18 protein-coding genes are annotated in these 19,245 nt (G+C 70.2%); 9 read left to right on the top strand and 9 right to left on the bottom strand.

Annotated features, from left to right (window positions below; genetic code table 11):
* Positions 1–67: 67 nt before the first annotated feature.
* The 4 genes from MFF58_RS07900 to MFF58_RS32235 all read right to left on the bottom strand — a co-directional run bounded on the left by MFF58_RS07900 (position 68) and on the right by MFF58_RS32235 (position 3,665).
* Positions 68–415 carry a DUF3325 domain-containing protein gene (locus MFF58_RS07900; RefSeq protein WP_238286468.1) on the bottom strand — a complete coding sequence of 116 codons (348 nt, stop codon included), beginning with the start codon at positions 413–415 and terminating at the stop codon, positions 68–70.
* The gene (locus MFF58_RS07895) at positions 412–1,935 is read right to left on the bottom strand and encodes a PepSY-associated TM helix domain-containing protein (RefSeq protein WP_308445424.1); all 1,524 of its coding nucleotides are present in this window, start codon (positions 1,933–1,935) and stop codon (positions 412–414) included. Before MFF58_RS07895 ends, MFF58_RS07900 begins: the two co-directional genes overlap by 4 nt.
* Entirely contained in the window at positions 1,932–2,243 is a 312-nt protein-coding gene (locus MFF58_RS07890) for an iron transporter (protein WP_238286467.1), read from the bottom strand. Before MFF58_RS07890 ends, MFF58_RS07895 begins: the two co-directional genes overlap by 4 nt.
* 606 nt (positions 2,244–2,849) lie before the next feature.
* The gene (locus MFF58_RS32235; protein ID WP_279603116.1) at positions 2,850–3,665 is read right to left on the bottom strand and encodes a cold-shock protein; all 816 of its coding nucleotides are present in this window, start codon (positions 3,663–3,665) and stop codon (positions 2,850–2,852) included.
* 313 nt (positions 3,666–3,978) lie between these two features.
* Between MFF58_RS32235 and MFF58_RS07875 the strand changes: the two genes are divergently transcribed.
* The 3 genes from MFF58_RS07875 to MFF58_RS07865 all read left to right on the top strand — a co-directional run bounded on the left by MFF58_RS07875 (position 3,979) and on the right by MFF58_RS07865 (position 6,381).
* Positions 3,979–4,452, top strand: a complete 474-nt coding sequence (locus tag MFF58_RS07875) for a response regulator (RefSeq protein WP_238286466.1) — start codon at positions 3,979–3,981, stop codon at positions 4,450–4,452.
* 110 nt (positions 4,453–4,562) lie between these two features.
* Entirely contained in the window at positions 4,563–5,645 is a 1,083-nt protein-coding gene (locus MFF58_RS07870; RefSeq protein WP_238286465.1) for a Ppx/GppA phosphatase family protein, read from the top strand.
* A 10-nt stretch (positions 5,646–5,655) separates the two neighbouring features.
* A complete protein-coding gene (locus tag MFF58_RS07865) occupies positions 5,656–6,381 on the top strand; it encodes an RlmE family RNA methyltransferase (protein ID WP_238286463.1) in 726 nt (241 codons plus the stop codon).
* Positions 6,382–7,220: 839 nt separating this feature from the next.
* Here the strand turns inward: MFF58_RS07865 and MFF58_RS07860 are convergent.
* The 5 genes from MFF58_RS07860 to MFF58_RS07840 all read right to left on the bottom strand — a co-directional run bounded on the left by MFF58_RS07860 (position 7,221) and on the right by MFF58_RS07840 (position 14,637).
* Entirely contained in the window at positions 7,221–8,309 is a 1,089-nt protein-coding gene (locus MFF58_RS07860; protein ID WP_238286461.1) for a DUF4167 domain-containing protein, read from the bottom strand.
* A 409-nt stretch (positions 8,310–8,718) separates the two neighbouring features.
* Positions 8,719–9,636, bottom strand: a complete 918-nt coding sequence (gene prmC, locus MFF58_RS07855; RefSeq protein ID WP_308445423.1) for a peptide chain release factor N(5)-glutamine methyltransferase — start codon at positions 9,634–9,636, stop codon at positions 8,719–8,721.
* 8 nt (positions 9,637–9,644) lie between these two features.
* Positions 9,645–10,730, bottom strand: a complete 1,086-nt coding sequence (gene prfA / locus MFF58_RS07850; protein WP_238286459.1) for a peptide chain release factor 1 — start codon at positions 10,728–10,730, stop codon at positions 9,645–9,647.
* A gap of 220 nt (positions 10,731–10,950) precedes the next feature.
* Positions 10,951–13,212 (bottom strand): phosphoenolpyruvate--protein phosphotransferase, encoded by a 2,262-nt coding sequence (gene ptsP, locus MFF58_RS07845; protein ID WP_238286458.1) that lies wholly within the window; start codon positions 13,210–13,212, stop codon positions 10,951–10,953.
* A gap of 144 nt (positions 13,213–13,356) precedes the next feature.
* Positions 13,357–14,637, bottom strand: a complete 1,281-nt coding sequence (locus tag MFF58_RS07840) for an aspartate kinase (RefSeq protein WP_238286457.1) — start codon at positions 14,635–14,637, stop codon at positions 13,357–13,359.
* 274 nt (positions 14,638–14,911) lie between these two features.
* Here MFF58_RS07840 and ubiG point away from each other — a divergent pair, with 274 nt between their 5' ends.
* The 6 genes from ubiG to MFF58_RS07810 all read left to right on the top strand — a co-directional run bounded on the left by ubiG (position 14,912) and on the right by MFF58_RS07810 (position 19,138).
* Complete coding sequence (gene ubiG, locus MFF58_RS07835) at positions 14,912–15,697, top strand: bifunctional 2-polyprenyl-6-hydroxyphenol methylase/3-demethylubiquinol 3-O-methyltransferase UbiG (protein ID WP_238286456.1); 786 nt, start codon at positions 14,912–14,914, stop codon at positions 15,695–15,697.
* 45 nt (positions 15,698–15,742) lie between these two features.
* On the top strand, positions 15,743–16,315 hold the full coding sequence (locus MFF58_RS07830) for a YbhB/YbcL family Raf kinase inhibitor-like protein (RefSeq protein ID WP_238286455.1): 573 nt from the start codon (positions 15,743–15,745) through the stop codon (positions 16,313–16,315).
* 135 nt (positions 16,316–16,450) lie between these two features.
* On the top strand, positions 16,451–17,071 hold the full coding sequence (locus tag MFF58_RS07825; protein WP_238286454.1) for a PAS domain-containing protein: 621 nt from the start codon (positions 16,451–16,453) through the stop codon (positions 17,069–17,071).
* A gap of 171 nt (positions 17,072–17,242) precedes the next feature.
* A complete protein-coding gene (gene ykgO, locus MFF58_RS07820; RefSeq protein WP_003601867.1) occupies positions 17,243–17,368 on the top strand; it encodes a type B 50S ribosomal protein L36 in 126 nt (41 codons plus the stop codon).
* A 130-nt stretch (positions 17,369–17,498) separates the two neighbouring features.
* Complete coding sequence (locus tag MFF58_RS07815) at positions 17,499–18,110, top strand: tetratricopeptide repeat protein (protein WP_238286453.1); 612 nt, start codon at positions 17,499–17,501, stop codon at positions 18,108–18,110.
* Complete coding sequence (locus MFF58_RS07810) at positions 18,107–19,138, top strand: alpha/beta fold hydrolase (protein WP_238286452.1); 1,032 nt, start codon at positions 18,107–18,109, stop codon at positions 19,136–19,138. The genes MFF58_RS07815 and MFF58_RS07810 overlap by 4 nt, the downstream gene beginning before the upstream one ends.
* Positions 19,139–19,245 lie beyond the last annotated feature (107 nt).

Raw genomic sequence — 19,245 nt, 5'->3', positions numbered from 1 at the left:
AATCGCGCGGATGGCCCGGCGTGTCGAGATGCTGGCCGTGACCGCGCGCGCCGCGGCGTCTGCGGTTTCAGCCCGTCAGCACGAGCGGCAGCATCAGCACGGCGAGCGGTAGCGCCGTCAGGGCAGCAATCCGCAGCCAGCCCGGCTGATAGGCCATCAGCGCCACCACCAGGAGCGCCGAGCCGGTGAGCGATCCGATCCATTGCACGGGCCCGAAATTCCAGCCCCCCGCGGCGACGGCGGCCGCGAAGGACAGGGCAAGTCCCGCCCAGCCCGCGGCCCGCAGCCCGCCGGCCCGCCGCTTGGGAACCGGCGTGCGGAAGGCGGCCCGGTGATGGCGATCCAGGCTGAGCGCCAGGGACGAGAAAGCCGAAAAGCCGAGGAGCAGGCAAAGGGCGAGCGCGGCGACCGTCATGCTCTAGCCGTGGTCTGGAGGGCGCGCGCGGTCCTGCGCGGCGCATCCGCACGGCGGCGCGCGGCCAGCCGGGCGGCCAGCAGGAGGATCAGGCCCAGGATCGCCATCACCGCGTCGAACCCGACGAAGCGCGGTTGGCCGACCATCACGGCGTCGACGACGGGGATCGCCAGGAAGGCGAGCGCGGCGATCGACAGCGTTGCCGTCCAGGCCCTGCCGTGTGGCCAGAGAGCGGCGCCCGCGCCCGCGCAGGCCCAGGCTGCGAAGAAGCATCCCATCTCCCAGGCGGCGCGGGCATTGAGGCCGAGGGGCAGCAGGCGATTGGCCAGGAAGTAGGCCGCGAGGCCGATCGGAAGGCCCGCGATGGTGCCGAGATTGAGGATCCGCACCGCGCGCAAACCGAAGCCGGCCGGATCGGCCCCCTTCGGTGCTCGCGCCACGGCCCAGAGGATGAGACCGCTGGCCACCGTCGCCGCGCCGAGGGCGCCGCAGAGGAAGAAGAGCAGGCGCAGCGGCGCCGCCGCGAAGTGGGCCTCGTGCAGACCGACCATGACGGCGCCCGTGCGGGTCGCCGCGCCGGCCTCGCCCACGCGCCCGATCTCGATACCGGTATCGGCCGCGTAGACGATCTGCGGATGAAGATGCGCGAGCCCGTGCGGCTCCTCGAAATACGCCGTCACCGTCGCCCCCGCATCGCCGGGCTGGGAGACCAGCAGCACCTCCGGCACTTCGCCGGCGGCCGCCTGCGCCCGCGACAGAATGGCGCCCAGGGGCAGCGGCGTGCCGGGCCGCCCTTCCGGCGGGCGACCCGGCGACATGATCCCGGCCTCCGCGTAGTAGCGGAGGACATCGTCGCCGTAGGCCGTCTTGATCCCCCACGGCATCAGCATCGACGAGAGGGTGACGAGGCCTGTGTAGACGATCATCAGGTGGAACGGCAGCGAGAGCACCCCCGCCACATTGTGGGCATCGAGCCAGCCGCGCTGCATCGAGCGGTCGCGCCGGAAGGTGAAGAAATCCACGAAGATGCGCCGGTGCGTCACGACTCCGGAGATCAGCGCGATCAGCAGGATCATCGCGCAGGCCGAGACAATCCAGCGGCCCGCCAGCGGCGGCAGGCTCAATTCGAAATGGAAGCGATAGAGGAAGTCGCCACCGCCGGTATCACGCGCCCGCGACAGCTCGCCGGTGGACGGGTCGAGAAGAGCCCTCTGGAACGGGCCCGCCGGGTCACGCCACCAGTAGACTTCGACGGTGGGGTTCTCGGTCGTGGGCGGGCGGACGGACCAGCCCATGGCGTCCGGTACCGTCTTGCGCAGGTACGCACCCGCCCGGGTCGCGGCCGCCGCGGGATCGACCGACGTTTCCACCAGTTCAGGCCGCATCCAGCGCGAGATGTCGGAGCGACAATAGCTGGCGGTGCCGGTCACGAAGATCGCGAACAGCACCCATCCGACGACGAGGCCCGACCACGTGTGCAGCCACGCCATCGATTGGCGGAAGCTTCCCGATCGGCTCAAGCGGCGGCTCCGCCATTCAGGCCGCCCGCGAGCCACAGGGCTGCGGTCAGCACGGCGGCCACGACGCTGAGGGCCAGGGCCGCGGTGGTGAGCGTTCGCGCCGCAAAGACCCAGATCGCCGCGGCAGCCATGATGGCGAAGCTCAGGAGCGTCGCCGCGGAGACGGCCTCGGCCTTGGGGCCCGGGAGGACCAGCGCGAGAAACCCGGTCGCGAGGGCGGCGACGCCGTAGCCGCCGAGGGCCGCCAGGATCACGCGGCCCGCCACGGCCAGTCGACCGGCCAAGGTCGGCATCACACGGGCGCTCATGGCGCGGCCTCTCGATTCCGTGAGCCCATGCCGCGACCTAGCAGCGGCCGCGGCCGGGGCGCAACGGCTATGTTCCGGAACGATTCCAGTGTGTGCGGAAGCGTTTAGGCGGAACTCGAAGACGCCGTGCAGCGCGCATCGCGATGGGCGCGCGGGCGAGCCGGTGCGATGCCGGAACCCTGCCCGCGCGGACGCCGACTCCCGAGAAGCCCGTGCTTCCCGCGCAGGCCCGGCCCTGGTCCGTGCCCGATCAGCGCCCCGGACGCGTCTTTGCACCGATCCGTTCGGGTCCGCGAACCGAAGCGGACGCCTCCGAAGCGCTCGGAGGCAGGCCGGGCCCGGCACTGCGTTCGTCGATCACCCTGCGGGCATCGGGGGTTGTTACGGGGCCGTGGTGGTCCCGCCCCCAGCCGTAGCCGGCGTTGAGACCTGCATAGAAGCCCGTGAAGTCTTCCGCCCGCGCGTTTCCAGTGATCAGGATCAGAAGAATCGGCAGCAGAGCACAATGCATCGTTGACCTCAAACGGCAAAGGCGGCGGTCCCGTCGGAGCCGCCGCCCTGCAGTGTTTCCCGGATCGCGGCGGCTCGGCGGCCGCCGCGTCGCTCTCAATCTTCGACGTTGATGCTCTGAGCCTCGCGGCCCTTCTGACCCTCAACCACGGCCAGGGTGACCTGCTGGCCTTCGGCGAGGGACTCGAGCCCGGCCCGCGACAGGGCCGAACGGTGGACGAACACGTCCTTGCCGCCGTCGTTCACCGAGACGAAGCCGAAGCCCTTGGCGGGATCGTACCACTTCACGGTGCCGCTCATCTCCACGGAGGGGCCGCTCGCGAATCGGCCACCGCCGCCGCCACCACCCCCACCGTAGCCACCGCCGCCGCCGGCTCCGTAGCCGCCACCGCCGCCGGCTCCGTAGCCGCCGCCACCGCCGGCTCCGTAGCCACCAGTCCGCGGTCGCAGTTCACGCCGGGGCGCGGGCGCCTCGGCCGTTGACGTGTCGACGCTGGTGACGCTCGTCACCTGCGGGCCCTTCTGGCCCTGAGCCGTGGTCACCGACAGGCGGGTGCCCGGAAGGAGATCGGCGTGACCGGCTGCCTCGACGGCGCGGATGTGGAGGAAGGCATCACCCGAGCCGTCACCGAGCTCGACGAAGCCGAAGCCTTTCTCCTTGTTGAACCACTTGACGGTGGCATCACGCTCCGGGCCGGTCGCGACCGGCGCCGCACCCCGGGCCGGGCCGCGGTCGAAGCCGCCCCCACCGAAGCCGCCACCGCTGCCACCGCCGCCGAAACCGCCGCCGCCACCACCACCGTACCCGCCGCCGAAACCGCCGCTGGGGGGAGCTTGATCAGGCCATCTCGGCTCGCCACTCTCGTCGAAGCCGCGCTTCTGCGGCCCCCTGAAATCACGACCACGTCCCATAGAAAGCTCGCAAAAACCGTCCGCCGCCCTTGTCTCGAATACCGCGTGCGCGCCATCCCAGACAGCCCACGCCCCGCACTATCATTACCCCAGGTCGCGGTAACCAAGAATAACGCCCCAGTCCTGACGCAATCGGGCCTTGACCGCAAGGACCTTCTTGGCCCAAACGCGCCCGTTTCGTTACTTTCTTGCGGCAAACAACGGGGGCGTCTGGACGCGGGCGTTCAGGTCTTTCTCATTCGAACGAGGACGTTAGCGAAACGCAAACGCTGTCCGGCTAGCTTGGTGGACGTCCTGTAAGGCCGGCCGCTTTATGATCGCAACTCCGACCTTTCCCGATCTCTCCGCCCTCGTCGTCGACGAGAGCCTCTACATTCGCCGAATCGTGCGCGACATGCTGATGCGCGTCGGGATCAAGCGCGTCCTCGAGGCTCCGGACGGAGCCGAAGCCCTCGGCGTCCTGGCAGAGAGCAAGCCCGATATCAGCATCATCGACTGGGACCTCTCGATTCTGTCGGGCGAGGAATTCATCCGGCTCGCGCGCACGCCGACGACGTCCCCCTGCCCCACCATCCCGATCATCCTGATGCTGGCCCAGCCGCGCCGGAACGTCGTGGACCGGGCCGTGGCGCTCGGCGTCAACGAGGTCATCGCCAAGCCGTTTTCGCCCAAGACCCTGTGGTCTCGCCTGGACGAGGTGATCAACCGGCCCCGCCCCTACTCGCAGGTCAAAAGTCTCCTGCGCCCCATCCCGCGGCGCGCCAGCGCCATGAAGGCGGTGGCTTGATCGGGGCTGCGATCGGACGTTGCAGTTCCCCGCCGAGCCTGTAGGGTCACAGATCAATCAAGGCCGAGCGCGACGCTCCCGGCCGACCCGAAGGATCGACGGCCGCGCCGATGAGGGACGAGACCGCCGCGGCCGCGCCGTCCCGACCCCAGACCGGCGCCGCGCCGCTCCACGCGCCAGCCCCCCCGCCGGGCCGCGATCGCCGTCGGGCGGCCTACGGAGCGCTCGATCTGGGCACCAACAATTGCCGCCTGCTGATCGCCGAGCCGACGTTCAGCGGCTTCCGGGTGATCGACGCGTTCTCCCGCATCGTCCGCCTCGGCGAGGGCCTCGGGACCTCGGACCGCCTGAGCGAGGCGGCGATCGAACGGACCGTCGAGGCGCTGCGGATCTGCCGGACCAAGATGCAGGCCCGCGGGGTGCAGCGGGCCAAGGTGATCGCCACGGAAGCCTGCCGCCTGGCCGTGAACGGGGAGGCCTTCGTCGAGCGCGTCCGACGCGGCGTCGGTCTGGACCTCGAGATCGTGGATCGCCAGACCGAGGCCTATCTCGCCGTCACGGGCTGCGCGGCCCTCGCGGACCCGCTGGCGGAATCGGTCGTGATCTTCGACATCGGCGGCGGCTCCACCGAGATCGCGTGGCTCGACGGCGCGGCCGCCAACCCGTCCACCGACCCCACCCTGCGGATCCGGGCGTGGGATTCGCTTCCGGTCGGCGTGGTCACCCTCGCCGAGCGCCACGGCGGCGCCGAGGTCACGCGCCGGATGTTCGAGGGCATGGTGGAGGAGGTGGCCGAGAAGCTGTCCGCCTTCGCGCTCCGCGCCGCCGCCGCCGCGACGGCGCCGCGCTTCCACCTGCTCGGGACGTCCGGCACCGTCACGACGATCGCCGCGATGCACCTGCGGCTGGCGCGCTACGAGCGCCGCCGGGTCGACGGTCTGTGGATGACGGACGGCGAGGTCGGGACCGCGATCGACGATCTGCTCGACACCCGCCTCGAACAACGGGCCGACAATCCCTGCATCGGCCGGGACCGGGCCGATCTCGTGCTCGCGGGCTGTGCGATCCTGGAGGCGATCCGCCGGGCGTTCCCGGCCGAGCGCCTGCGCATCGCCGACCGGGGGCTGCGCGAGGGATTGCTGATGAACATGATGCGGGAGGACGGCGTCTGGAACAGGAAGCCGGTGCGATGAGGATCTCGCGATGACCGACCGGCGCGGCGGCGCGAGTTCCGGCGGCGGCGTGCGCGGGGAACTGAAGCAGCGGGTGAAGACCGGCCGCGGCCGGACCCTGTCGCAGAAGCGCTGGCTGGAGCGCCAGCTCAACGATCCCTACGTGGCGCGGGCCAAGCGCGAGGGCTATCGGTCCCGGGCGGCCTACAAGCTCATCGAGATCGATGAGCGTTACAAGCTGCTGCGGCCCGGCCAGCGGGTCGTCGATCTCGGCGCGGCCCCGGGGGGCTGGTCGCAGGTCGCCGCGCGCGTCGTGGGACCGTCCGGCCGCGTCGTCGGCATCGATCTCCTCGAGATCGAGCCCATGGCCGGTGTCGAGTTCATCACCCTGGATTTCCTCGATGCCGAAGCGCCGGACAAGCTGACCGCTCTGCTCGGGGGGGCGGCCGATCTCGTGCTGTCCGACATGGCGGCCAACGCCACCGGCCACAAGAAGACCGACCACCTGCGCATTATCGGACTGGCCGAGACCGCTGCCGAATTTGCCCGCGAGATCCTGGCGCCCGGCGGCGCCTACCTCGCCAAGGTGCTCCAGGGTGGCACCGAGAGCGCCCTGCTGACCGACCTGAAGCGCGACTTCGCCACCGTCCGTCACGTCAAGCCGGCCGCCAGCCGCGCCGATTCCAGCGAGCTCTACGTCTTGGCGACGGGCTACCGCGGCACGGCCGGCCGGACACCCGAGCCCGACGAGGACTGAGCCAGTCCGCGATGCCGGTCGCGCGGGCGTTGGCCCTCGTGAGTCCCACGCCGTTGCGCCTGCGGCGGCTCGGCTACGTGCGGCAGAGCAATCTGCTCCATACCTGGTCCCGCCGCCGTCGCCGGGCCTGGGCGCCACATCTCGAGCGGGCGCGCGGACATCGTCACGGCGGCTGCGGAATCCACCCTGCGGCGCCGGCACGCCCTCGTGCTGGGCTCGGGCTTCCGCGACGACGTGCCCTCAATGCCTTTGCCGGCCTCTTCGGCGGGGTCAGTCTGGTGGATGCGGTGCATCCCTGGCCGGCCCGGTTCGCGGCCGGGCGCTGCCTGAACGTGATTATGATGCACGGGGAGATCAGCGCCGGGATCGCCGGTGTCCTGAGAAATATCTGCGACGGGGCCGACCTGATGGCCTCAGCCAATCTGCTGTCGCAGCTTCCCATCGTTCCCATGGCCGTCCACGGAGCGCGCGGGCGCGACGTACCCCCTCGCCTGGGCCAGCGGATCATCGCGGCGCGCCTGATGACGCTGGACCATCTGGCCGGACGCGGAACGGGTCTGTCTCACCACCGAGACCGTACAGCGCGGGGAGGACTGCTCCGGCCGCGTTACCGACAGCCTGGACCTGATGTTCGGTTCCGTCCTGCCGCCATCCGGCGTGGCCTGGGATTGGATAATCGAACCCTTCGGCGGGATCGGCCGTCGGCGGCGGCAGCATCCACCGTGTCCACGCCTCAACGGGCTGGCGGACGGCGCGGGCCTGAACCCCGACACATGAAAAAGGCTGCCCCGGTTGCCCGGGACAGCCTCCATCGCGTGTGCGGCGAGCGGGACGGACGTTTATTCCGTCGTCCCATCCTCGCCGGGCGTACCCGTTCCGCCTTCGTCCGCGGCGACGCTCTCGAAGCGCGGCCGGCGGCGGCGGCGCGGCTTGGCAGCCGGCGCTTCCTCGCTGGCCGTCGCGTCCGGCTCGGGGGCAGCCGGCGGCTCGGCCGCCGGGACGGGTCGTGCCGGAGCCATCAGGAAGGCAGGCAGGCCCGTGGGATCCTCGGCGACGGCGGCGGGCGGTGCCTCGCGGCGTCGCTCGCGACGCGGTGCCGGTTCGGCCGGCCGCGGTGCGTCGCTGCGCGGCGCGCGCTCCGGACGGTTTTCAGACCGGCTCTCGGTGCGGGGTGCCTCGGTTCGACCGTTATCGTAACGGCCCTGATCACCGCGGGCCTCCTGCCGGTTCTCCTGACGGGGCTCGTTCCGGACGTCCTGCCGCCCGTCCTGACGTTCCTGCCGGTAATCCGGCCGGTTGTAATCCTGCCGCTCCGGGCGGTCCTGCCGCTCGGGGCGGTCTTGCCGCTCGGGTCGGTCTTGCCGCTCCGGACGATCCTGCCGGTAATCCTGGCGCTGGTAGTCCTGCCGATATTCCTGACGCGGCTGATCCTGCCGCGACGGATCCTGACGCCGGTAGTCCGGCCGGGCATTGTTGTCGAAGCGGCGTTGATCGCGGTTCTGGAACCGGTCCCGGTTCTGTCGACCGTCCGCATTCAGGTCCTGGCGGCTCTCGTAGGGCTGCGGCTGCTGGCCCGGATCGCCGTCATCGTAGCCGTTGTAGGCGTGACCGTTCTGCGCCGAGCCGTTGCCCTGCCCGTCCTCGTCGCCCTCGTCCATGTCTTCATCGAAGGGACGGCTGGCATAACCTCCAGTATTGGCCGGACGGTTCTGCTCCTGGGCGCCGGAGACGATACGGAAATAGTGCTCGCCGTGCTGGAAATAGTTCTCAGCAGCCACGGGATCTCCCGCCGCCAGCGCGTCCCGCGCAAGCTGCGCGTACTTGTCGGCGATGTGTTGCGCGGTGCCGCGGATTTTGACGTCGGGACCGTTGGATTCGTACGAGCGCGTCAGCGGATTCGGACCCTTCGGCCGATTGCGGCCGCGCATCCGTCGATTCTGGTTTGGTCTCATCGGTCTGTAATGACCCTCGTTCACGCAAACGACTGTCTACGGGGGCGCCCAGCAGGGATCTCCTGACGCTCTCCGGCCAAGCGCATCCGGCAGCGCCGCGCGTGCAGCCGATCGACGGCCTGCGCGCCTGTCTGACCATCCCTCGTGCCGCGCGCTTGGATACAGGCGAGGCAGTAAGTCGATTGTCAGGTTCGAAAGCTGCCGCACCGCCGCGCATTCCTCTGCGCGCTCTGGCTCGGCGTTCTTGGGGGATCAGCGAACCAGCCAGCGACCACGGTCGCTACCGACCATAAGGCCGTCCGTCTTAACGAACGGTTCGCGATCTTCAAGCCGACTTTAGCGTTCCCCGGTTGATCCAACAAGCAATTTTTCGGTGCCGCGATCGTCAACGCAGAGTTAGGCATCCCTGTGACCGGTTGTAAGGGCCGTCCGGGCAATCGAAGCTCAAGACGCGATCACGACCTGCCAGATCCCGGTGCAACCCGCGCTCCGTGAAGCCGGCCGCGCGAGCCAGCATCCGCACCGCGTCGGCTTGGTCGAAGCCGATCTCCACGGCCAGCGTTCCGCCCCGGGCGAGGAGATCGCCCCGGCGCACCCCCTCGAGGATGCGACGGTAGGCGTCGAGGCCGTCGGCACCGCCGTCCAGCGCCGCGGCCGGATCGTGGGTGCGGACCTCCCGATCGAGGGTCGGAATCACGTCCCGCGCGATGTAGGGCGGGTTCGAGACGATGAGGTCGAAGCTGCCCCCGATCGCGTCGCACCAGTCCCCGGCGAGGAACGCAGCGCGCTCACCGATGCCGTTCGCCACGGCGTTGTGCCGGGCTACGCGCAGCGCGGCCTCCGAACGGTCGACACCGATCCCGCATGCCGCCGGGAGTTCGTGGAGGATCGCCGTCAGGATGCAGCCCGATCCGGTTCCGAGATCGAGGCAGCGCGGGGGCGCGGTCCGGCCCGCCGCGGCGGCCAGAGCGACCGCGACGAGGGTTTCGGTGTCCGGCCGCGGGACCAGGGTGTCGGGACCCAGCCGGAACGGCAGGCCCCAGAACTCCCAGGCGCCGAGGATGCGGGCGACCGGCTCGCCGGCGAGGCGCCGTGCCAGGGCCGCGTCGAGCGCGGCCGCCTCGTCGGCGGCGAGGCGCCGGTCGCCGTCGACGAGGAGATCGCGCGTCTCCAATCCGAGGATGCCGAGCAGGAGGAATCGGGCGTCCCCCTCCGCCTCGCCGAGGCCGCGGTCGCTCAGGAGCGCCGTGCTCCGCCGCAGGGCGTCACGCCGGGACGGGCCCCCGCCCGGTCCTGCCGTCACGGCGGTGCTCAGGCCATGCCCTCGGCGGCCAGAAGCTCGGCCTGATGTTCCGTGATCAGGGCATCCACCACCTCGTCGAGGGCAGTTCCGGCCATCACCTCCTCCAGCTTGTAGAGTGTCAGGTTGATGCGGTGATCGGTCACCCGCCCCTGCGGGAAATTGTAGGTGCGGATCCGCTCGCTGCGGTCGCCGGAGCCGACCTGCGCCTTGCGGTCCGCCGCCCGCGCCGAATCCTTGGCGCTTCGCTCGGCATCGTAGAGACGGGCGCGCAGCAGCGCCATGGCGCGGGCGCGGTTCTTGTGCTGCGACCGCTCCTCCTGGACGAACACCACGATCCCGGTCGGCAGGTGGGTGATGCGGATCGCGGATTCGGTCTTGTTGACGTGCTGGCCGCCCGCGCCCTGGGCGCGCATCGTGTCGATCTTCAGATCCGCGTCGTTGACGTGGATGTCGACGTCCTCGGCCTCGGGAAGCACGGCGACCGTGGCCGCCGAGGTGTGGATCCGGCCCTGGGTCTCGGTGTCCGGCACGCGCTGCACCCGGTGGGCCCCGCTCTCGAACTTGAGCCGCGCGAACACGCCCCGCCCCTTCACCTCGGCCACGACCTCGCGGAAGCCGCCGACCGTCCCCTCGCTCTCGGAGATGACCTCCACGCGCCAGCCCTTCGACTCGGCGTATTTCGCGTACATCCGGAACAGGTCGCCCGCGAACAGCGCCGCCTCGTCGCCGCCGGTGCCGGCCCGGACCTCCAGTATCGCGCTCTTCTCGTCGGCCGCATCCTTGGGCAGAAGCAGGAGCTGCAGGGCACGATGCGCGGCTTCCAGCGTCTCCTGCGCCTCCGGCTTCTCCTCCGCGGCGAGCGCCCGCATGTCGGGATCCGTCCCGGGCTCGTCGATCAGGGCTTCGACACCGGCGAGGTTCTCCAGGGCCGACCGGTAGGTCCGGATCGCTCCGACGACCGGATCGAGGTCGGACAGCTCCCGCGAGAGCTGGACGACGATGTCCGGCTGACCCTCGCCGGAGGCGAGCTGGGCGGTGACGATATCGTGCCGCGCCAGGATGGCGTCGAGGCGCTCGGTGGGAAAGGGGATCATCGCCCGTGATTCTGCAGGTCCGTGCGGTTCGCTTCGGGGCGGGCTCGGTTCGCCGCATGCGGGGGACGGTGCGTGGCTCCGAGGGTGAACCGACCCGACAGGACCTCCCCCATTCCACACCCCTTCCGTCCGCGAGCGGAAGCCGTGGCGCACCGACCGAAAGCGTCGTGCCGTTGCCGTACAACCCTGGCCGAATGTTCGGCAAGGGTCGCACACGCGCTTAGATAGGGACGCCGTTCGCGTGCGCGAAGGCGGCGAGGGCCGGGCGCAGGGAATCGCCGTCGTGCAGGCGCGCCATCTCGGTATCGATGAGCTCGGCCACGGCGCCGGCATCGAGGCTCAGCACCATCGCCTTGACGGGACCGATGGCGGCCGGCGACATCGAGAGGTCCCGAAAACCGAGGCCGATCAACGCCATCGCGTCGAGCGGCCGGCCGCCGATCTCGCCGCAGACGGTCACCGGGCAGCCGGCGGCGGTCGCCCGCTCGGCGATCAGCCTGAAGGCGCGCAGAGCGGCGATGCTCAAGGGATCGAAGCGGTTTGCGACGCGACGATTCTCGCGGTCCACCGCGAAGAGGAACTGCATCAGATCATTGGACCCGACCGACAGGAAATCCGCCTCCCGGGCGATCTCGTCGATCTGGAACAGCAGGGACGGCACCTCGATCATCGCGCCGAGGCGGCACTCCGTCGGCAGGCGGTAGCCATGGCGCTTCAGGTAGGCCTTCTCGCGCTCGACGATGCCGCGGGCGCGCACGAACTCGTCCACCGTGGCGACCATCGGGAACATGATCTTGAGCGGATCGCCGTCCGCGGCTTTCAGGAGGGCCCGGAGTTGCATCCGGAGCAGGGCCGGCCGATCGAGGCCGATCCGGATCGCCCGCCAGCCGAGTGCCGGGTTCTCCTCCTCAAGCTTGGCCATGTAGGGCAGGATCTTGTCGCCGCCGATGTCCAGGGTGCGGACCGTCACGGACTTGCCCGCCGACGCGGCGAAGACCTTGCGGTAGAGCTCCTCCTGCTCGGCCGCCGAGGGCATGCGCTGGGCCACCATGAACTGCAGCTCGGTGCGGAACAGGCCGACGCCCTCGGCCCCCGTCTCCGACAGGTGGCTGAAATCCACCAGAAGTCCCGCATTGAGGTGCAGGCCAACCCGCACGCCGTCGCGGGTCTGCGCCGGCACGTCGCGGAGCGCCCGGTACTGCTCCTGCCGGCGGGCGCGCAGACGCACCATCTCGGCATAGGCGGCCTCGACCTCCGGTCCGGGACGGACGTGGATCTCGCCGGCGACGCCGTCGACGATGATGGCGTCGCCGGCGTCGCACAGGGCCGTCGCGTTCTCGACCTCGCCCACCGCGGGGATGCCCAGTGCCCGGGCCACGATCGCCACGTGGCTGGTGGGACCGCCCTCCTCCAGGACGATGCCCCGCAACGTCGAGGCCTCGTAGTCCAAGAGCGCTGCGGGACCCATCGTGCGCGCCACCAGGATGGCGTTCTCCGGCAGGTTCACCACGCCGGACCCTTCGGAGCCGAGCAGGGTGCGCAGGACACGGTTGGTGAGGTCGTCGAGGTCGTGCAGCCGCTCCCGGAGGTACGGATCGGACTGGCGCATCATCCGGGCGCGGTTGTCCGACTGGACCCGCTCCACGGCCGCTTCGGCGGTGAGGCCGGAGGCCACGGCCTCGCGCATCCGCCGCAGCCAGCCCTTGTCGTGGGCGAACATCCGGACGGTCTCGAGGACCTCGCGCGATTCGGCGGTGCCGATCCTGTCGCCGCGCTCCACCAATGCATCGATCGCCGAGCGGACCTCCTCGATCGCCTCGTCGAGACGCGCGACCTCGCGCTCGACGTTCTCGGCGATCAGCGTCTTCACGACGACGCGCGGTTCGTGCAGCACCACGTGGCCGAGGCCGATGCCGTCGGCCAGCGCGATGCCCCGCGCCAGGACCGGGCGGCGCGCGGCCGTTCCCGCGTCCGGCGCCAGCCCCTCGAGCTCGCCGGAGGCGATCATCTCCGAGAGCACCATCGCGGTGGTCTGGAGCGCCTCGATCTCCTCCTCGGAGTAGACGCGGTAGGTCTTGTTCTGGACCGTGAGGACGCCGAGCGTGTTGCCGGCCCGGAGCAGGGGCACGCCCAGGAAGGCGTGATAGGCCTCTTCGCCCGTCTCAGGCCGGTACGAGAAGGCCGGGTGGTTCTGGGCGTCGGAGAGGGAGAGCGGTTCGGCCGTGCGGGCGATGAGGCCGACCAGGCCCTCGTCGGTGCGCATCCGTGTCTGGTGAACCGCCTCGCGGTTCAGACCTTCGGTGGCGAAGAGTTCGAGGGTGTTGTCGTCCCGCAGCACGTAGACCGAGCAGACCTCGGCCACGACGTTGGCGGCGATGAGGACGACGATGCGGTCAAGACGCGCCTGGGGGCTGACCGGCTCCGCCATCGCTTCGCGGAGGCGGCGCAGCAGCAGGCGCGGGCCTCCGGGCGCAGCGGGCATCTTTGCGTCGTTCCAGCGTTGGTGAGTGGCCTTGGCGTCGACCACCCTGCAACCTTGGCGCCAAGCTCGGGACAACCGGCGCCGGATGAACCGTGCCGCTGGTCCCAGAAGCGCTCTGAGATCGGAGGACCGGCCCGCGACTGTTCAGTTCAGACCACGCGACCCGCTCGAAACCGCGTCGTCCCAGGCTCGGGCCTGATCCAGGCCGTATAGCGAGTGAAGCGTGCGCACGGCAAGCTCCGTATAAGCTGCATCGATCAGCACGGAGAACTTGATCTCCGACGTGGTGATCGCGCGGATGTTGATCCCCTTCTCGGCGAGCGCCCGGAAGGCTTTGGCCGCGACGCCCGCGTGACTGCGCATCCCGACGCCGATCGCCGACACCTTCACCACGTCGGTTGCGCCCTCGATCTGCGCGTAGCCGATCTGCGCGCGGGCCTCGTCGAGGATCGCGCGGGAGCGCTGGTAGTCGGAGGCCGGCACCGTGAAGGTCATGTCGGTGGTCGACTGGTCGCCCGACACGGTCTGGATGATCATGTCGACGTTGATGTTGGCGTCGGCGAGCGGTCCGAAGATCGCCGCGGCCACGCCGGGGCTGTCCTTGACCTTGCGCAGGGTGATCTGCGCCTCGTCCCGGGAGAAGGCGATCCCGGTGATGATCTGCTGTTCCACGATGTCGTCCTCGTCGCAGATGAGGGTGCCCGGGCGCGCGGCGTCGGGCGGATCGAAGGAGGACCGGACCGTGGTCGGCACCCGGTGGACCATGGCGAGCTCCACCGAGCGGACCTGCAGCACCTTGGCGCCCAGCGAGGCCATCTCGAGCATCTCCTCGAAGGTCACCCGCTCCATGCGGCGGGCCTTCGGCACGATGCGCGGATCGGTGGTGTAGACGCCGTCCACGTCGGTGTAGATGTCGCAGCGCTCGGCACCGATGGCTGCCGCGATCGCCACCGCCGACGTGTCCGAGCCGCCCCTGCCCAGGGTGGTCACCCGGCCGGTCTCTTTGTGGACGCCCTGGAAGCCGGCGATCACCGCCACCTCGCCCTGCGCGAACCCGGCCTCAAGGTTCTTCGGATCGATCTCGGCGATGCGGGCCGAGCCGTGTGCGTCGGAGGTCACGACCGGGATCTGCCAGCCTTGCCAGGACCGGGCCTTGACGCCGTCCTTCTGCAGCGCGATCGCCAGAAGGCCCGCGGTGACAAGTTCGCCCGAGGCGACGACCGCGTCGTATTCGCGCGGATCGTAGAGGGCGTTGGCGTCCTTCACCCAGTCGACCAGCTCGTTGGTCTTGCCCGACATCGCGGAGACGATCACGGCGACCTCGTAGCCGGCCGCGACCTCGCGGGCGACGTGGCGGGCCACGTTGCGGATGCGATCGACATTGGCGACGGAGGTGCCGCCGAATTTCATCACCAGACGGGGCATGGTCTCTCGGTCGCGGGTTCCCGGTGGCGATTGAATCAGACCGCTTCATACCGGTCCGGACGGTGCCCGGCGGGTACAAGCGGCTCGGTGGAGTGTCAACAAGCGGCCCGGCATCGCACCGGCGCGTCGCAGCGACTTCCCGGGCCGCGGCGTGCTAAGGCGCGGGCGGGACGGATCACCGGGACACATCGCGGTGGGTCACACCCGTCGAACGGCCCCGGGGGATCGGGGCCGGACGCCGCGGGTCGGACGCCGGGAACTGGGTAGGGCGCGCATGGACAGGGCTGCCACGGACGGCGACGCGGAGAAGGGCGCCGGCGGAAGCGTCGACGGGTTCGTCGATCGTGGCGAGGTCGCGCGTTTCGATGCCCTCGCCGCCACTTGGTGGGACGAGACCGGACCGATGCGGGTGCTGCACCGGTTCAATCCGGTGCGGCTCGCCTACATCCGCGACGCGCTCTGCCGGCACCATGGCCGAGATCCGAACGTGCCGTTTCCTCTCGACGGACTCGCGATCTGCGACGTCGGCTGCGGCGGCGGCGTCCTGTCGGAGCCGCTGGCGCGTCTCGGCGCGACGGTGACCGGCCTCGATCCGGCGGAGCAGAACATCGCCGTGGCCCGCGCGCACGCCGAGGCGTCGGGCGTGCCCGTCGATTATCGCGGCGCGACGATCGAGGCCGTCGTCGGATCCGGGCAGACCTTCGACGCCGTGCTGATCATGGAGGTCGTCGAGCACGTCTCGGACATGCCGGCCTTCGTGCGCACCGCCTGCGCCGCCGTGAAGCCCGGCGGGATGCTGTTCGCCGCGACACTGAACCGGACCCTGCGCTCCTACGCGCTGGCGATCGTCGGGGCCGAATACGTGCTGGGCTGGCTGCCGCGCGGCACTCACGATTGGGACAAGTTCGTGCGGCCGGAGGAATTCAGCCGGGCCATCCGCGCCGGCGGACTCGCGGTCACCGATACGGTGGGCGTCGTCTACAACCCGCTCACCGACGGCTGGCGCACCGGTCGGGATCAGGCCGTGAACTACATGCTCGCCGCAGAGCGCCGGGTCTGAACCGGACCGGCCCAGCGGTGTTGGGTGTCGGTGGAGGATCCGGTGATGCTTGAGCACATACCCAGCGCCCTGGGCGCGGCACTCTCGGGGCTCAAGGCCGGCTTGGCCAAGACTGCCTTCCACGCCGCGTTCTCGGACGTTCCGGATACGATCACGCTGACCAGCCCGGCCTTCAGCGACGGAGCGGACCTGCCGGCACGGTTCACGGCCGACGGCGAGGGCCTTCTGCCACCGCTGGCCTGGCGCGGCCTGCCGGATGGAACCGATTCCGTGGTCCTGCTGGTCGAGGATGCCGGCAGCCCGACGCCACAACCGCTGGTTCATTTTATCGCCTGGGATATTCCACCCGATCCGCCCCGCCTCGGCGCGGAGGCCCTATCGGAGGGCGGCCTCTCCGGTGAGGCGCCGCGAATGGGCAGGAACAGCTTCCTGCATACCGGGTGGCTGCCTCCGGATCCCCCGAGCGGACACGGCCGGCACGCCTATGTCTTCCAGATCTACGCCCTTCGACAACCCCTGCGCCTCGCCGAGCGCTCTGGCCGGGGCGCATTGCTCCAGGCGATGCGGGGGCGCGTCATGGCCAGAGGGCACCTGATCGGCACCTATTCCCGGGTCTGATTTGCGTGGGAAGACTGGCTAAAACGAGCTGAAGATGCGCATTCGGCGTTAAGCCTTCCGCAAAGGTCAGGTATTGTGTCGACCGTATTTACGACTACGGATAGTATCGCCTTTTGAATAGGGGAGGTCTGGCCGGTGGCCGTCGACGCGCGGACGAAGGGGTTGGGCACCGCCAGCATGGCACGCGCCCTGGCCGCATCGGATGTCGGCACCTGGGAATGGCACATCGCGGACGACATCCTGCGTTGCGACGAGGCCGCGGCGGCGATGCTGGGGGTTCCGCAGGCGCGGCGCGGAAGCGGCGCTACCATCGCGCTGTTCCTGGACCGCATCCATCCCGAGGATCAGCCGCGCGTCGGTTCGCTGATCGACGGTCTCCGCCGCAGGGGCGGCCCGTACATCGCGCAGTATCGGACCGTTCCGGAATTCGGCGACGTTCGGTGGATCCTGGCGCGCGGCCGGTTCGGCGAGAACGCGGACGGGATCGTGAACGAGGCCCGCGGGATCGTCATCGACATCACCGCCGCCATTCCTGAGGGATTCCCCGACGAGGCCGCGTTCTACGCGACGGACGTCGTCGCCGGCGGTATCGACCACGTGGCGGAGTTGGCGCTGGCGCTGTTCGCCTCGGCCGAGGCCGGCTTGCCGCAACAGGGCTTCGAACGGTTGAAGCCCCTGCTGGAGTCGCTGCTGCACGAGATCGGGCGCCAGCTCGTCAGTGCGCCGCCGGTGCCGGACCTCGACAGCATCCACTGAGCCCCACCGAACCCCGTTCCTTCGGCGCCTTGCCTAGCGGGGGCGAATCCTGATATGGCGGCGCCATCCCGCGATGCGTGAGCCGTGATCGCTGGGCGCGATCACGCGTCCTGCCTCTTGGCCACGTTCCCGATACTCCACCATGGACGGCCCTCCGGGCTCGAGAGACCGATGAAGATCCGCAACTCCCTCAAGTCCCTGCGTGGCCGCCACCGCGACAATCAGCTCGTGCGTCGCAAAGGCCGGGTCTACGTGATCAACAAGACTCAGAAGCGCTTCAAGGCGCGTCAGGGCTGACGACAGATGCCCGGCTCCGGCCGGGTCCGCTAGGCCGACAACAGCCGCATCCCCCTCGGATGCGGCTGTTGTCGTGTGCGCGTCACAGCGGCGCGTTGACCAGGGAGCCGACTGCGCTCAGTCTCGCGTGATGATGCCGACGCGCCTTCTTGCCGCTCTGGTGTGCTTCACGTCGCTGGCCGTCCTTGCTTCGGCGGCCGACGCGGCACCGGATGCCGCCCGATCCGGCCGCGCAGCGCCGGAGGCCAAGCCCGCTCCCAAGCCGCCGAGCCTCGACGACCTGTTCGCCCGCCTCCGCGCCAGCGAGGATCCGGTCGAGGCCAAGGGCATCGCCCGCCTGATCGAACGGCGTATGGCCGGTTCCGGCAGTCCGACGGTCGACCTGCTCACCGACCGGGCGCGGCAGGCCGTGTCGTCTCACGACTTCGCTCTGGCGGCCGAACTGATGGACCGGGTCACGGTCCTGGAGCCGAACTGGTCCGAGGGCTGGAATCGGCGCGCGACGGTGTTCTGGCTCCTGACCGACAGGGACGATGCCATCGCGGATCTGCAGCGCGCGCTGGTGCTCGAGCCGCGCCATTTCGAGGCCTGGGCTGCCCTGGGCCGGATCTACGAATCGGCCGACGACAAGACTCGTGCGCTGGCCGCGTTTCGCCGGGCCCGCACGCTTTATCCGCAGATGGAGAAGGTCAAGGAAGCGATCGACCGCCTCACGCCTGAGGTGGACGGCCGCGACCTGTGACCCGGGTGTTCGCCGTTCTCCTGACGCTCCTCGCCCTTCCGCTCGCCATCACGGTCCTGGCCCTGGTGGTCGGCGCGCTGGCGAGTTTCATCCTGACGCTGCGGGTCGAGGCTGCGCATCCGCCGGCCGGTCCCGACGTGGCCGTTCGGGGCGGCAGACTCGCCACGATCCAGGACGGGCCCGCGGACGGCCGTCCGATCGTGCTTCTGCACGGGGCTTCGGCCAACGCCTCGGATCCGATGGAGGGTGTCGGACGCCGGCTCGCGGCGCGCGGTTTCCGGGTCATCGCCTTCGACCGTCCCGGATTTGGCTACAGCGATCGGATCGCCGGTGATGAGGCTGCCGCACCGGCCGTTCAGGCCCGCCTGATCGCGGAGGCGCTGAAGAATCTGGGCATCGGCCCGGCGATCATGTTCGGCCATTCCTGGGCTGGAGCCCTGGCGCTGGCGCTCGCCCTCGATCATCCGGAACGGGTCGCCGCGCTCGCCCTCGCCGCGCCCGTGGCGATGCCGATGCCGGATCGCATGCCGGATCTGCCTTGGTACTGGCGATTCGCCGTCAAGCCCCCCGTTGCGTGGCTCCTCAGCCGGACGGTAGGTCCGCCGCTGGCACAGCGATTCCTGCCGGAGGCCGCGCGCCGGGTGTTCCAGCCCCAGCCACCCATGCCGGACTACGCCGAGAAGGCCCGGGCATCCCTGGTGTTGCGCCCTGGCACGCTGCTCGCCAACGTGCAGGATCTACTGGGCTTGCCGGCGGCGCTGGCAACCCAGAGCCCGCGCTACGGCGAGATCCACGTGCCCACGCTGGTGATTTCCGGCGCGGCCGACCCGATCGTCCGCAGCGAAGCGCAGGCCGTTCCGCTGGCGCGGTCGATCCCCGGGGCGCGCCTCGTACTGCTCCCGGGGATCGGGCACATGCTCCAGTACGTCGCCGCCGAGCAGGTGGCCGACGAGATCACACGGCTGTCCGAAGGGCTGCCCGACGGGGCACGCGAGGCGGCCGGCCCCCCCTCGGCTGCAGCCCGTTGAGCCGCAGGCCTATGGCGGCGCCCCCTCACCCTTCGAGGCGTCGCCTCATGCCGCGGCGCCCGTGCCGCACGGCCTCGAAGCCGACCTGCTGAGATCGCCGCGATGGC

The sequence above is a fragment of the Methylobacterium longum genome, from assembly GCF_022179385.1.
GTDB lineage: Bacteria > Pseudomonadota > Alphaproteobacteria > Rhizobiales > Beijerinckiaceae > Methylobacterium > Methylobacterium longum.
This window is presented reverse-complemented; position numbering and strand designations above follow the sequence as displayed.

Bases quoted from the DNA above. Each gene is read 5' to 3' on its own strand.
- MFF58_RS07900 (WP_238286468.1), bottom strand. From the start codon at position 415: ATGACGGTCGCCGCGCTCGCCCTTTGCCTGCTCCTCGGCTTTTCGGCT.
- MFF58_RS07890 (WP_238286467.1), bottom strand. From the start codon at position 2,243: ATGAGCGCCCGTGTGATGCCGACCTTGGCCGGTCGACTGGCCGTGGCG.
- MFF58_RS32235 (WP_279603116.1), bottom strand. From the start codon at position 3,665: ATGGGACGTGGTCGTGATTTCAGGGGGCCGCAGAAGCGCGGCTTCGAC.
- MFF58_RS07875 (WP_238286466.1), top strand. From the start codon at position 3,979: ATGATCGCAACTCCGACCTTTCCCGATCTCTCCGCCCTCGTCGTCGAC.
- MFF58_RS07870 (WP_238286465.1), top strand. From the start codon at position 4,563: ATGAGGGACGAGACCGCCGCGGCCGCGCCGTCCCGACCCCAGACCGGC.
- MFF58_RS07865 (WP_238286463.1), top strand. From the start codon at position 5,656: ATGACCGACCGGCGCGGCGGCGCGAGTTCCGGCGGCGGCGTGCGCGGG.
- MFF58_RS07860 (WP_238286461.1), bottom strand. From the start codon at position 8,309: ATGCGCGGCCGCAATCGGCCGAAGGGTCCGAATCCGCTGACGCGCTCG.
- prfA (WP_238286459.1), bottom strand. From the start codon at position 10,730: ATGATCCCCTTTCCCACCGAGCGCCTCGACGCCATCCTGGCGCGGCAC.
- ptsP (WP_238286458.1), bottom strand. From the start codon at position 13,212: ATGCCCGCTGCGCCCGGAGGCCCGCGCCTGCTGCTGCGCCGCCTCCGC.
- MFF58_RS07840 (WP_238286457.1), bottom strand. From the start codon at position 14,637: ATGCCCCGTCTGGTGATGAAATTCGGCGGCACCTCCGTCGCCAATGTC.
- ubiG (WP_238286456.1), top strand. From the start codon at position 14,912: ATGGACAGGGCTGCCACGGACGGCGACGCGGAGAAGGGCGCCGGCGGA.
- MFF58_RS07830 (WP_238286455.1), top strand. From the start codon at position 15,743: ATGCTTGAGCACATACCCAGCGCCCTGGGCGCGGCACTCTCGGGGCTC.
- ykgO (WP_003601867.1), top strand. From the start codon at position 17,243: ATGAAGATCCGCAACTCCCTCAAGTCCCTGCGTGGCCGCCACCGCGAC.
- MFF58_RS07815 (WP_238286453.1), top strand. From the start codon at position 17,499: ATGATGCCGACGCGCCTTCTTGCCGCTCTGGTGTGCTTCACGTCGCTG.